We start from the raw sequence: 13978 nt of genomic DNA, 5'->3' as shown, positions 1-13978 counted from the left end.
AACGTGAATGAATCGAACTTCAATCATTTGTTACACAATTGAAATATAGCTGCAATTGAACTCTAACAGACAGGGGGTAAACTTATCTCATGACCCCCTTTTTGATAATAGATAATGCTGTTGGGACCCGCGCGAGCGGGTTCATTTTTTTTTGCCCATATAAGTTAACTGTGGATTATTTACACTGGCCACTCCGATGACAGAATAACCTTCCGATCGCTGTTATCCCCAGATTTTTTGATTCCCTTTTGAAAAGGGAAAATCCGTTGATAGCGTATGCTTCCGATGCAGCTTTCTTTCAGAAAGCTTTTAGGCGAACACTTCGTTTCTTCTGGTTATTTCTGTCCTCTCCGTTATCGTGTAAATATGTAGTTTAACTTTATATAATATTTTTTTATTTAGAATTAAACCCAAAACCCCCACTGCGCTTGTTAACGCTGTGGGGGTTTCTATGTGGTCCTATATTTATTACAGTGGTACAACCTGCATCTGTTTCTGCTTGAAGTATACCCAGTCGGTGAATCCGATCTCCTTGAGACGTGTACGAACGTCATCCAGCTCGTCTGCAACGCGCTGTGGTTTATGAGCGTCCGATCCAAATGTCACCTTCACCCCATAATGATGGGCGCGTTCCAAAATGGCATCTGACGGGTACCAGCCACCGCTGAGTTTGGTTTTGCCAGATGTGTTAATTTCGATCGCTACGTTGGATTCTGCAATGACCTGCAACGTTTCATCAATGGCCTGATCAGCGATAATTTCGGAGAAAGGTGGATAGTTTCCTTTCATCGCATCAATGTGTCCGAGAATCTGGAACATACCGCTGCGAGCCGATTCCCGGATTAATGTATAATAACTCTCTTTCACTTCAACTTTGCGAGCATTGCTTAGTCCATTCCACCGGGTTTTGTTGAAGATACTCACATCCTCGGTATGATGAACTGAACCAATAATATAGTCAAAAGGATACTGTCCCAGTGTGGTACGGTACAATTCTGCATAAGCAGGGAAGTAGTCGGATTCAATGCCGAGCAGCACATCGATTTTACCAGCGTACTCTTCTTTCAAAGCAAGGACTTCTTCCACATAATGCTGCAATTCCGACTTGCCCATTGCGATCCGGGGAAATGCCTGCTCAAGCTCACTGCCAAAGTACGGCGTATGATCCGAGATACCGATGGCCTGAAGTCCTGCCTTAATACCTGCCTCTATATAATCGCGGATGTTGCCGTCTGCGTGACCACAACGAAAATGATGTGTATGAAGATCAAATTTCATATGGAATCCTTCCTTTCTCATGGCTCATTGTCATTCTGAACTGATGAATTGGGTTTCCGGCATACCTTTGAGGTCACTTATGAATTGCTGCATCGCTGAGTTAAGGTATCGACTGGACTTATAGATGACACCAACAGGATGACTGACCTCCAGCTCACTTAAGGGTATCATTCGCAATGTACCTTGACGCAACTCATGCGCAACAGATTGTTTGGAGATGACAGCTGCCCCGAGATCAATCTCGACCATGCGTTTCACTTCTTCGCTGCTCGACAACTCCATTACAATATTAGGTTCAATATTATGTTTCTTGAAGATCGTTTCTGTAAACCTTCGTCCTACTGTATCAGGGGACAGCAGAATCAATGGTGTACTCCGGAGCACATCCACTGCAGCATGTTTTTTCTTCGCCAGCGGATGGGAAGGAGATACGACGAGTTCAAATGTGTCATAGTACAGCACAGATGTATTCAGGTTGGGATTACGCTCCGTGAGATAACCGATACCAATATCAACCAGGCCATTTTCGACCTGGGTATAGATCTGTGATGAAGGAAGGGACTGGATACTGGTTTTGATCAGCGGGAATTGATCTTGGAAATAGGATAACACCCTTGGCAAGATCTGAATAGCAATGGAAGTTGTTGTGCCTAACACGATACGTCCCTGAGGCGTTTCATCGAGATCGGACAATTTTTGTTTCAACTCATCAACGATGTCGAGCATCCGTTCAGCGTGCTCCAGGAATACCTGTCCACGGTCTGTCAGGGTAACGGGTTGGTTCCGATCCACAAGAACGGTGCTGAATTCGTCCTCCAGACTTTTGATCTGGGCCGAGACGGCAGGCTGGGTCAGGTTCAGAAGTTCTCCCGCTTTGCGGAAGCTCATCGTTTTGGAAATGGTAATTAGTGTCTCCAGTTGGCTTATGTTCATAGGTGACCTCCTTGCAGGCAAAGTATCTTGATTATGTAGTGTTTGGTGTGATGTAATCCCGTAACTGGTTATTGTTCCGTTATCTTAAATTATAGGTGATTCAGGACAGCAGAGCAATGAAGGTAATTATCAGGATCAAAAGTAGTTCAAGAGACTGTGAAAAAAACGCGAACACAAGATTTTGATTTTTTTAACAGTTGCGAGAAACAGTAATAAAGTCCTAAATACCTTTTGCCACGCACAATGAACGAAAAGCTTTCTTCAAAAGAAGTGAAAAGCGCTGTTTATTCGCTAGAATCAGCTATAAACATTTGCCCCACGGATGACGATAAATTATAGTACACATGGTTTAACGAATTCTTAATGAATTCTTGTACGTGATAAAGTATAATAAATTTAATGAATATGGGACTTTTGGTGTGTGACCAATAACCCAGTGCGAGGGGGACATAGACAGTGAAAGCGGAAGTGATTAATCCTTTCCTGGAATCGGCACGGAACGTATTTGAACAGCTCATCCAGGTTTCGCCTTCCACCGGGAGTCTTGGCGTGAAAAATGTAGAGTACATTGCAGACCATGTCTGGATCGTGATCGGAATGACCGGACAACTTAGCGGAAACATTGTATTTGGAATTAATGAACAAGTTGCATTGAAAATTGTATCTGCGATGATGGGTGGGTTTGTCATTACAGAAATGGATGAAATGAGCAAAAGTGCGATTTCCGAACTGGGTAATATGATCAGTGGTAATGCCAGCACGATCCTGTCAAACCAGGGTGTTGTGGTCGATATTACACCTCCACAAGTAATGAAGTCCGAACATCTGACTACATTTAGTGCAACGAAAGCACTGAGCATTCCTTTGCTGATGGACGGCATTGGTGAGATGGATATTCAGGTCATGATCTCGTAGAATAGAACCATACGCCTCAAGAGGCAATATGTGTTCAATACGGGAGGACATCGGGTATGCTGAAAGATCAGGTAGTGTTTATCACAGGTGCATCGAGTGGTATCGGTGCGCTGTGTGCGCAGATGCTGATAGAAGAAGGAGCCATCCCAATTCTGGCTGCCCGTTCACGGGACAAGCTGGAAGAGATTGGTGCCTCGCTGAAAGGGCCGCATGAATTACTCACACTTGATGTTACGGATAGTGAGCAGGTTCAGGTAGCTGTGGATGCGATATTGCATAAATACGGACGAATCGACATTTTGCTAAACAATGCAGGTTACGGGAAATTCGCAGCGATGACAGAGATGTCTGTACAGGAATTCGATGAGATGATGGACGTTAATTACATGGGCATTGTCCGCTGCACCAAAGCAGTGCTTCCACAAATGCTGGAACGTGGCAAAGGTCAGATTGTGAACGTGGCCTCCATGGCTGGCAAAATCGGTACAGCCAAATCCGCTGCCTATACAGCTACGAAACATGCTGTACTCGGATTTAGTAATGCGCTGCGTCAGGAGCTTCGCAAGACTGGCATCCTGGTGACAACGATTAATCCGGGTCCGATTGATACACCATTTTTCCATCGGGCTGACCCTTCTGGCAATTATGTGAATAATGTACGCTGGATGATGTTGAAACCGGAAGACGTTGCGGGTCATATGATTCGGGCGATGAAAAAGCGCAAGGAAGAAGTGAATCTGCCAAAACTTGCTTCTGCTGGCATATGGTTGTACCAGCTATTTCCTCGTCTTGCAGATCGATTGTCGCACGGTGTAATGAATCAGAAGTAAATGTGATACGAGGCATCATATACGGAATGAAAGAAAGGCTCCGCCGAGGGGCTTTTCTTTTTTTTGGCGTGTATACATACAATTCTGGAATAAGATTTGGTACACGGGCTTTTTTCGCATATAATGAAAGGTAATGTGATGACAGGCTTCGGTTTTATATCCGTACAAGCAAGGCTAGCATCAAAATGAATAAATTAAAAGGATGGACATACATGACGAATCAAACATTTGCTTCAATTGGCGTGGAACAGGATCTGGAGGCCGTTTTGGCGAAACATGGCATTAACGAACCTTCACCTGTACAGGCTCAGACGATCCCGGTTATTTTGGAAGGCCGAGATGTCGTATCCAAATCCCAGACGGGAACAGGAAAAACGCTGGCATATCTGCTGCCACTGTTACAATCCATCAAAATGGATATCAAAGGTACGCAGAAACTCATTATTGCACCTACGCAAGAGCTGGCGATGCAAATTGTACGTGAAGCGCAGCGTTATGCGGAAGAACGTAAGATTGGCGTATTGGGTCTAATTGGAGGCGCAGCGGCTAAACGTCAGATCGAGAAGCTGCGTGAGCATCCACAATTGGTTGTGGGTACACCGGGACGACTGAAGGAATTGATTACACTCAAAAAACTGAAAATGCACAACGTCTCTACGATTGTTATCGATGAAGCGGACCAAGTGTTCCAACTTGGCGGCGTAAGTGACGTGAATTTTGTACTCAAGAGCGCATTGCGGGACCGTCAGCTGATTTTCCTGTCAGCAACCATTGATGAGCATACAGCTGGACTCGCAAAGCGTGAGATGAAAGAGCCTGTGCAGATCGGAATTGAACCGGATCGAGCTACGGCTGCGGGCCTTGAGCATTATTATTTTGTAGAAGAAAACCGGAACAAAATTGACATGCTGCGTCGTCTGGTCAGACAGTACAATCCGGATCGGGCAATCGTATTTGTGAATGCAACTGAGGATATTGGTGAAGTTGAAGCAAAAATGAATCATCTGGGCTTGTCCGCTGCTGCGCTGTATGGAGATGCTGACAAGGTGACCCGCAGTAACGTATTGTCTGCCTTCCGTAATGGCAAACTTCAGTTGCTAATTGCCAGCGAAGTTGCTGCCAGAGGACTGGATATCGAAGGCTTGCCAATGGTCATTAACTATGACCCTGCCTTTGACTCGGAGCACTATGTTCACCGTGCAGGTCGTACAGGCCGGATGGGACGCTCGGGTATCGTTTTGTCCATTGTGGATGAAACACAGATCTTTATTATGCGTAAATTCGCACGCGAACTCGGAATCGAACTGTCAGAACGTGTACTCTTTGGCGGTAAAGTACTGGAAGCTGACCCGCGTCCGGACACGCGGCCTGAGGGACATTCGTTCTCCAGAAAACCAGGACAATCCAGAGATCGCAAACCAGGGCAGGGCAATCGTAATGGGGGAACCAGAGCTACAATCTCCAATTCGCGTCCGGTAGGTAACAAACCAACGGGTAATACAGGCCGCACGGAGCGCGACCAGGATCGTAAAAACAAAGGAGCACCCAAGTGGAGTAAAGATAAAACGCCACGCTCCGAAGAATAGAATCTGACGAAAGGGGTGCAGGGATAGATGGAAAACGTTCAATCGCCTGTTCTGCAAATCAGCGGGTTAAGCGGAGGTTATAGTGCCAAACGGCCGGTCCTTCACGGCATCGACCTGGAAGTTGGACGTGGAGAGATGGTCGGACTAATCGGCTTAAACGGTGCTGGCAAAAGCACAACCATGAAACACATCCTCGGCTTGATGACACCTCAACAGGGCGAAGTGCGAGTGATGGGCAAGAAACGGGACGAGGATGCGCAGATCTACCAATCGGCTATGGCATTTGTGCCGGAATCACCCGAACTGTATGATGAGATGACGGTGATGGAGCACTTGGAGTTTACGGCAAGAGCGTACAATGTGTCGGAGGCTGATTTCAAACAACGTACGGAGAAACTGCTGGAACTGTTCCGTATGAATGAGAAAAGTACAAGTCTGTCGACTCACCTGTCCAAGGGGATGAGACAAAAGGTCATGATCATGTGTGCTTTTGTGGCAGGACCACCACTGTACATCATTGATGAGCCCTTCCTGGGGTTGGACCCGCTGGGTATTCGTTCTTTGCTTGATTTTATGCTGGAGATGAAAGCTTCGGGATCATCCATCCTGCTCAGTTCACACATTCTGTCCACGATTGAAAATTACTGTGACCGTTTTATCGTTCTGCACCGTGGGCAAGTCATCGCTCAAGGGACGCTGAATGAACTGCGCTCCCAATTCGGGGAATCGGATGCCACGCTGGAGCACATGTTCTATTCCCTCGTACAAGGCAGGGATTGAGCATGGATCTCAAGCTGCTATGGAAGCAAAGACGCACAGGATTCTGGAACGGAATTCTTCCTTATCTGGGTTATGTGATCCAGAGCGGTGTAGCTATGGTCTTTTTATTTCTCGTCATTGCGTTCTCCGCCTGGTATACATCATTTGTCCAGAACATTCCGGCGGAATTTCCGATTCGCTGGATTGCATTGCTGCTGCTGGCACCGCTAGTGCTGTTTAGCAGTTATCGTACATATCTGCTTCCGGCAGATATTGTATTCCTGCGACCACAGGAATACCGGATGCAGGAATATTTGAAGAATAGCTTTGCCCGGGGCATCATCTATAAAACTCTGGGCTTGCTGCTTGTGTTTGTTACACTGTGGCCGCTCTATGTCAGAGCAGATCTGGATGCACGATCATTTGGCTGGTTCATCGTGTTCCTGCTGCTGTGGAAAGGGTTGTCCAGTTATGGAGCATGGCAAGAGCTAAGAATGGTTCAGGTTGGGGCAGCAAGAGGATATCGTCTCTTGCGATGGGCTCTGGCAGTGCTGGCGGTTGGCGCCTGGTTATGGCAACCACCGCAGCGCAGCGTCTGGTTCCTGCTGTTGCTGGCTGTGGTCTACATCGTCGCCCTGCGTATACCGGTGAAACATCGGGTAGCGTGGGAACGACTGATTCAGGTAGAGCAGGGTCAGGCTGGCAGGGTTATGCGGACGCTTGGCTGGTTTGTGGATGTACCTTCATCCGGACAGAAAGTAAGTTCGCGTCGCTGGCTTAGCAAATTGGGGAGTGGTCTTCCCTGGAATGCAGGGAAAGCTTACCGTTACTTGATCACCAAAACGTTTGTTCGAACCGAAGTGTTCTCAATCGTGTTACGCCTAGTTGTACTGGGCATGTTACTATCCTGGTGGACAGCAGGCAGCTACTTTGGTGTCGGGGTGTATCTGTTCTTCCTGTTGCTTGCAGGTGTACAGCTTGGTGCGCTGCGTCGCAGTCATAGTGAATCGTTCTGGATTATGATCTATCCAATCTCGGGCGAGAGTCGTCGTTCTCAGGTGTTGGGATTCATATTCCATCTACATGCACTGGCTGCATTGCTCATGTGGCTGCCTATGCTAGTTGCCGGAGTGAGCGGACTAAGCATCACCGGAGTGGCGCTCGTATTGGGCATACTGGTCATTGTAATCATGCGGCGTTCGCAAGGTAACAAGTGGTTGAAGGAAGAAGAAGACGAGTAAACAAGAGACCGTACCTTCCTACCTCTCGCCAGCCAAGATGGTGGTTCGAGGTGGACGGTGGTTATTCTTCAACCAACAAAGAAGGGTATTCCGGGCTGTGTCCCGGAATACCCTTCTTACTGCTGCAATCAGATCACTTGGTTCTCGCGCAAGTGTGTATTGGTACTAACAGAGGAACGATTTAGTGATAATCACGAGCAAGATGAATAGAACGAGAATGGCACCTGTGTTTGTAAATCCTCCGCCGTAACCGCCGCATCCATAACCGCCTCTTGTATCTTCAACTCCAGACATGGTCATTCCCCTTTCAAGTGGTTGTTTGGCACGCCCTTGCGTACATCGTATATTATGTGCCGTGGGGGTAGGCTGATTGGGCCGATGCCCGGTAAAGCCAGAATTTCGAGCTTTTGGGCAGCTGTCCGGGTGTAGCAGTGATATCTGGCGAGTTGTAAAACACAAAAAGAACCAAAAGAACCCTCTATATATTCGGAGACATGTAACGTCGTCCCGGCATACAGAGGGTTCTTATATCATTTAGGGTTCAGATCTGTTTTAACTAACTCGTCCGCAGATCCTGAACTCCACGATAGATGGTTTCATACAGATCTTCCAATCCGGATTCTTCAATACAGGAGAAGGCGATTCGAAGATCCGATTCACCCAGCGCGATTGTACCCACACCATATTGGTGCAGCAAATGGCTTCGAAGTTCTTCAGCGCCAACTTCTTTCAGCTTCAGGCACATGAAGTAACCGGAGTTGAACGGATAATAGTCCCATGCATCTCGATACTTGCCGCTATCGAGAATGGCTTTTACCTTATTGGCGCGGCCTTTCATAATCTCGAACTTCTCCTGTTTCTGTGCTTCAAACTCCGGTGCTTTGAGCGCATCCAGTACAAAAGTCTGGGAAGGATGCGGGCCACTGGAGATCGTTGCCCGGATAATACCAAGTGTTTTTTGTTCCAATGCATGCAGAACGGCTGCATCTTCATGAGCATACGTAATGAAACCAACGCGGAAGCCCCATACAAACTCTTCCTTGGTTGCACCATCCACTTTTACAGTCAACACACGTGGATGTATGTTGGCAAGTTTGCCAAACAGGGATTCATGAATGGAATCTTCGAAGAACAGTCCAAAGTACGCATCATCTGTTACAGCAACCACGTTAACGCCGGCTTCAGCTGCCTGACGAATCGTGTTCACAATTGAATCTGCTTCTTCGGCTCCAGGCGTATAACCTGTAGGGTTATTCGGGAAGTTGAGCAGAACGATCGCTTTACCTTTGTCCTTTTGATCAAGCAAAGCCTGAAGCAGACCATCACTGTTGAAGTTCAACTGATCATCGAACAGGGGATAATGAACCAACTGGCCATGACGGCGAATTCCGAAGGTCAGCTCGTAATTTTCCCAGTTTTTATCCGGATATATGACAGCGTCCCCTTCATCGGCGAACAGGTCGGCTACGATACTTAGTCCATGGGTTAATGCATTGGTTACAATCGGATTGCCAAACGTTTTGCCTTCCAGAGAAGGCGTTTCCTTCAGCATCTTGTCTCTCCAAACGGTCCGCAATTCAGGTTTGCCTGCAGGTGGAGCGTAAGGATACAGATCCTTTGGTTGGAATGCAGACAGCTTCTCTTGAATAACCTGAAGATGCATCGGCACACCACCCTCCAGGGCGATACCAATCGTGGCATTATGGGTCTTGGCCAAGCTTGCTGCTTCAGCAGATTGACTCAAAATCCCCTCTTTAGGAAAATAAATTTCTTTGCCAAGCTGTGACAGCATGGAGTAGACGTGACTGCTGCCTGTCTGAATACTTTCGTTCAACTGTTCAGCCAGTGGATTCATTCTTTTCATCCTTCCAAGTCTTTGTGATTCAACTGCCTAACATTATATCACCTTGACATGCCCCCGTCACGGAAATTACGCAATATGACAGTTATATCACTTTACCGCGTTGTTGCAGAGGGTTTTCGGGTGGGTTATCGTTGAATTTAACCTTGGAGTAATCCTCAAGAAATGAAACTTATTGCTGATGAAATGGACAGTATTTCCGCATCATTTCAGCAGTTTCGGCATCTCGTCCCTCATTGCGTTGTTCCAGTTGACCACTGATATGATCCAAGCGTTCAATGGACCAATTTTGTCCGAATTTAAATTTGGCAGTGACTCGTTCGGGGATGATTCTTACAACGGCTACAGCTTTGAGGTTGCCTGTGTAACGCGAGTCAGTAGCATCAATGGGTACATATCCGCCTTGCGGCTGGAGTTTCTCCATGAATCGTTGTAATACCTTACCTTTGATGTCCAGATCTTTAACCGGTTCAGCCTGACCAAAGGCCATAACACTTTTGAAGAAAGAAGTCGCCGGACAAGCAAGCTCAGGATCACTAAAGTAGGATGGAATCAGGGAGAACTCTTCAGCCACCGTGAAACTGACCGACGAATCCTGCTTGATCTGTTTCATCTTCTCGCCAGCCAGACTGCCGTGGAAATAAAAGCAACCGTCCATATATACGAAATTCAGCGGTGTAACCCGTGGTTGTCCGTCCGGGCTGACCGTTCCCAGAAACCCGAAGGAGCACTGATCCAGAAATGTGGTAATTTCCTGTTCTTCATCTACTGTGAATTCTTTCCGTCTCATGTGTATTCCCCCATCATTGAAATGTATAATAGAACGCCATATCTTATGGATAACAATAATTCATACATTGACAATGAAATAGATCCAATTTACATTCACTTTAGTAGGCCAATTAGTCGGGGATCACATAATGAAGACAAATGAAGAGAGGTGCATGATGGAATTGTGGCTGCCGATGGATACCTATGAACTTCAGCATCGATACAAGTATGAGGCATTGTACCATGCGTTACGTGATGCCATTCATGCAGGCACATTGGTGGGAGGTACGAGACTTCCTTCCACCCGTGAGTTGGCAAAGCAATATGAGATGTCACGTGGTTCGGTAGCTCAGGTATACGACATGCTGCTTGCGGATGGTTATGTCCATGCACATCGGGGAAGAGGTACATATGTAACCGAAACATTATCCACTCAAGAAAATGAAAAACAGGAAGCCGTTCTCAAGCTGTCTGCCTGGGGCGAACGAGTACAGAGGTTGAATACGCAACATGAAGTCCTGCGGACGCAGATGTCTTCACCGAAGCCGTCCGTCATTAATTTTCAAATGCAGCGCATGCCTGCCGAACATTTCCCGTTAGGGGAGTGGAAGAGTGCACTCGCTGCGGTTCATCGCAGTGGTTGGCGAGAATCGAGCGGTGTAGCCGGTGATCCGGAGCTGCGTGAGGCCATCGCCTCCCATCTCAGATGGACACGTGGTATTCAGGCTGAACCCTCTCAGATTGTATTATTCAGTGGTTCAATGCAAGGCATCACCTTACTATCTCAATTGCTGATTACGGAGAATACAGCAGTTGTATTGGAGAATCCGGGTTACCCGGGCATTGCCCATGCCGTCAAGTCCTGTGGTGGGCATATCATCCCGGCAGAGGTGGATGCCGCAGGCATTATTCCTCAGCCTTGGGAGGCACAGACGTTATTTGTCACCCCTACCCGGCAGTTTCCAACAGGGGCCGTGCTGGGATTGGACAGAAGACGTGCCTTGCTTGCTTGGGCCTCGAAGCGGAATGCGGTCATCATTGAAGATGATTATGACAGTGAATTCCGATGGGGCGGAAGACCCATTGAACCCCTCAAAGTGCTTGATCGTGAACAGCGTGTCATCTACGTTGGTTCTTTCTCACAAACGATGGTTGCTTCGTTCCGACTTGGTTATGCCGTACTGCCGCCTGGCCTGGTAGTACCTCTCCTTGCCGCCAAGGCGCTGTATGAACCGGTACCTCCGGCGCTGTTAGAGCAGCGCGCACTGGCAAAATTTATGACCAGAGGAGGTTACCTGAGGCACTTACGACGGTTAACCCGGTTATACGGTGAACGGCATGATTTTTTTGTCCGAGAGATGCAGCTACAGTTACCGGAAGCATTCACGATGCAGCTTGGTGATGCAGGACTGCATATCTACGCTACCTGGAATGGCGATGTGGACAGTTATCAGCGATTTAAAAAGCTTGTTGAGGAGGATGGCATACTGTTTCGTGATGCAGAGCGATATCGGCTGACTTCAGGTCATCCGGCGGCCTGTTTTGCTTTTGCACATCTGGAGAAAGAAGAGATGACAGAGGGAATCCGGCGAATGCGGTTAGCCTGGGAGAAGTGCACATTTTCGTTTCGGTGAATTCCGCTGTATAATGGGATAAGACATTTCGCTCCTGTAAGAGCAGAGATCATATATGAGCAAGCTGTATAGCATGATGCAAGATACTGAAATACATATGGCCTGGATTGAAGAAGTGAGATTCAGATCAGAATGATGCCATATGCAGAGAGATTAACTATCAAGGGGGAGTGGCGACATGCTGCAGGCATCGCCGTCATCATTTGTTATTTTGCCCGCTGTCGCCAAAATTGTCTGTGAACCGGGCTGGAAGTGGCAGAAGCGCGAAAAACCGATGCAAAACTATGATTTATTTTATGTATGGAGTGGTGAAGGAACGCTTGTACTGAATGACCAGTCGTATGAAGTTGGCAAGGGGAGTTGTTTTCTGTTCAGGCCAGGAGATCATCCTACTGCAACACATAATAAGCAAAAACCGCTGGTACTTACGTATATTCATTTTGATGTGGACGTGCCTGTTGCTGATGTTCCCCAGTCCTATCGCGAGGTACAGGAAACGGTGGAGTTTGAGCACCTGCTGGCACGTTATGTAAGACTGTTCTTATCGGATGTGTACGGACGTGATGAAGAGAGCCGATTGATTCTGAAGCAGTTGATGATTCATTTGCTGCGCGCTGATACCGAAGAACCTGTGGAGAAAAAGGTAAGCAACCAGTTATCCGATGTGATCCAGGAGGTCGCCAATTATGTGCGTCAGCATCCGGGGATTACGCATCGGGTGGAAGATCTGGCTGCGCGGGCTGGCTTATCGCCCCGATACTTCTCGATCAAGTTCAAGGAACTGGTAGGATCTTCAGTGCAATCTTATATTATCCGCATGCGTATTGAACGGGCGGAACATCTGCTGGTGCATACCGGCATGAATGTGACCGAAGTGGCGGATGCTCTGGGTTACCGGGATATTTTCTTCTTCAGTCGTCAGTTCAAGCAATATACCGGCAAAAGCCCGTCCGAGATTCGTTAAAATTCTGATGAGAAAAACAGGAAACCGTTTCAAGTCTGGAACGCAAGGGTAATGATCTAGCATTCCAGATGACCAAAAGGGGGAACTTGTGATGAACGGAAAACGTCGGGTCCGCAACCGGGGATGCTCTACGAAGGGATGCAATATTTTCCGGAACCGTCTGCGTCGCTTCAAACCGGCAGAGGACTTGCAAGATGTGTGGTTTTGAGGAGAACTCAGCAGACCAATAACGACGGAGCGAAGCTTCGTATTGCATGTATACATGGATGAATATGAATGCATAAAGAGGATGGCGCAATACCTGGTTACAGGTGCTGCGCCATCCTCTTTAATTGCGTAGGGACTCATTAGTTCTTCGGTTTCAAACGACCAAGCAATGCGCCCATCTTGACCGAATCGCCTGGCTGTAAGCCCGGGTTTGGTTCGAATGTGCCACTCTGCGTCAGCAGAACAACGGTGGAACCGAATTCAAAATAGGCCAGATCATCGCCTTGTGCCCAGGTACTTGTGTCCGTATCAGCATATTGTATGCTACTCACGTTCATCGCACCTACTTTGACAACCGCCACTTCACCGTAATCGTGTGCGATATACGTAATGAGCCGTTCGTTTCGACTAAGCACGGATCTCATATGGGTCAGGCCAAAGTCATTTACGGGATAAACTTTGCCCTTGATATGTTCGCTCTCTATTTTGCGGCCGCTGACAGGTGCATGAATGCGGTGATAGTCGCGAGGGCTGAGATAGAGGACGAACCCGTACCCGTGCTTGTACTTCTCCAGATGGGGAGAATGGTTTAATAATTCAGCAAGTGTATAATTTTGTCCCTTAACATTCAGGAGTGTCCCTGCAGATATTGGACCGGCTGCCGTAATCTTGGCATCTACCGGGCTGATCAGTGCATGCTCTGAAAGTTCCAACGGGCGCATGCCCGGCTTTAATTTGCGGGTAAAGAAATCGTTCAGTGAACGGTATTCCTTCCAGTCTTTCTCGGCCTCCTGAACAGGGATGTCGTAGGTCCGGACAAAATAAGGGATAAATGCCTTACTTCCCCGGCTTTTGGAGAAGGCTCCCACAGTCCGGGAGATCCATTTGCGCGAAGAAAGCTCGGTCATTAATCGCAACAGCGTTTTTGCCATGAATATCCCCCTTAGGGTTAATGCGAACTTCAAGGCCGGCAAGACCGGCCGTTCTGCATAATATTGA

The 13978-nt window shown here is 47.5% G+C and carries 13 protein-coding genes; 7 read left to right on the top strand and 6 right to left on the bottom strand.

All coding sequences use genetic code 11. The features are described from left to right. Positions 1-468 precede the first annotated feature (468 nt). Together MKY92_RS24265 and MKY92_RS24260 are read right to left on the bottom strand one after the other, a co-directional pair. On the bottom strand, positions 469-1278 hold the full coding sequence (locus tag MKY92_RS24265) for a histidinol-phosphatase (RefSeq protein WP_339297932.1): 810 nt from the start codon (positions 1276-1278) through the stop codon (positions 469-471). Between the two features lie 30 nt (positions 1279-1308). Further along, entirely contained in the window at positions 1309-2211 is a 903-nt protein-coding gene (locus tag MKY92_RS24260; RefSeq protein WP_036605798.1) for a LysR family transcriptional regulator, read from the bottom strand. 456 nt (positions 2212-2667) lie between these two features. On the opposite strand from MKY92_RS24260, the gene MKY92_RS24255 reads away from it, so the two are divergent. From MKY92_RS24255 to MKY92_RS24235, 5 genes are all read left to right on the top strand, one after another. Beyond that, on the top strand, positions 2668-3126 hold the full coding sequence (locus MKY92_RS24255; protein ID WP_036605799.1) for a chemotaxis protein CheX: 459 nt from the start codon (positions 2668-2670) through the stop codon (positions 3124-3126). A 56-nt stretch (positions 3127-3182) separates the two neighbouring features. After that, positions 3183-3956 carry an SDR family oxidoreductase gene (locus tag MKY92_RS24250; RefSeq protein ID WP_339297931.1) on the top strand — a complete coding sequence of 258 codons (774 nt, stop codon included), beginning with the start codon at positions 3183-3185 and terminating at the stop codon, positions 3954-3956. 212 nt (positions 3957-4168) lie between these two features. Next, the gene (locus MKY92_RS24245) at positions 4169-5542 is read left to right on the top strand and encodes a DEAD/DEAH box helicase (RefSeq protein WP_339297930.1); all 1374 of its coding nucleotides are present in this window, start codon (positions 4169-4171) and stop codon (positions 5540-5542) included. Between the two features lie 27 nt (positions 5543-5569). Beyond that, positions 5570-6322: an ABC transporter ATP-binding protein gene (locus MKY92_RS24240; protein WP_036605802.1), complete on the top strand. Its 753-nt coding sequence runs from the start codon at positions 5570-5572 to the stop codon at positions 6320-6322. A gap of 2 nt (positions 6323-6324) precedes the next feature. Next, the gene (locus tag MKY92_RS24235; protein ID WP_339297929.1) at positions 6325-7542 is read left to right on the top strand and encodes an ABC transporter permease; all 1218 of its coding nucleotides are present in this window, start codon (positions 6325-6327) and stop codon (positions 7540-7542) included. Positions 7543-7707: 165 nt separating this feature from the next. Here MKY92_RS24235 and MKY92_RS24230 read toward each other — a convergent pair whose 3' ends face one another. From MKY92_RS24230 to MKY92_RS24220, 3 genes are all read right to left on the bottom strand, one after another. Then, entirely contained in the window at positions 7708-7836 is a 129-nt protein-coding gene (locus MKY92_RS24230; RefSeq protein ID WP_017692471.1) for a hypothetical protein, read from the bottom strand. A gap of 262 nt (positions 7837-8098) precedes the next feature. Continuing rightward, positions 8099-9397: an aminotransferase class I/II-fold pyridoxal phosphate-dependent enzyme gene (locus tag MKY92_RS24225; protein WP_339301901.1), complete on the bottom strand. Its 1299-nt coding sequence runs from the start codon at positions 9395-9397 to the stop codon at positions 8099-8101. 178 nt (positions 9398-9575) lie between these two features. Continuing rightward, positions 9576-10193: a pyridoxamine 5'-phosphate oxidase family protein gene (locus tag MKY92_RS24220; RefSeq protein ID WP_339297928.1), complete on the bottom strand. Its 618-nt coding sequence runs from the start codon at positions 10191-10193 to the stop codon at positions 9576-9578. 130 nt (positions 10194-10323) lie between these two features. On the opposite strand from MKY92_RS24220, the gene MKY92_RS24215 reads away from it, so the two are divergent. Continuing rightward, the gene (locus MKY92_RS24215; RefSeq protein ID WP_339297927.1) at positions 10324-11808 is read left to right on the top strand and encodes a PLP-dependent aminotransferase family protein; all 1485 of its coding nucleotides are present in this window, start codon (positions 10324-10326) and stop codon (positions 11806-11808) included. A gap of 178 nt (positions 11809-11986) precedes the next feature. Further along, a complete protein-coding gene (locus MKY92_RS24210) occupies positions 11987-12772 on the top strand; it encodes an AraC family transcriptional regulator (protein WP_036605807.1) in 786 nt (261 codons plus the stop codon). A gap of 347 nt (positions 12773-13119) precedes the next feature. Here the strand turns inward: MKY92_RS24210 and asd are convergent, their stop codons facing one another. After that, positions 13120-13911, bottom strand: a complete 792-nt coding sequence (asd, locus tag MKY92_RS24205) for an archaetidylserine decarboxylase (protein WP_047841263.1) — start codon at positions 13909-13911, stop codon at positions 13120-13122. Between the last annotated feature and the right edge of the window lie 67 nt (positions 13912-13978).

The sequence above is a fragment of the Paenibacillus sp. FSL R5-0623 genome (assembly GCF_037974265.1).
GTDB lineage: Bacteria > Bacillota > Bacilli > Paenibacillales > Paenibacillaceae > Paenibacillus.
This window is presented reverse-complemented; position numbering and strand designations above follow the sequence as displayed.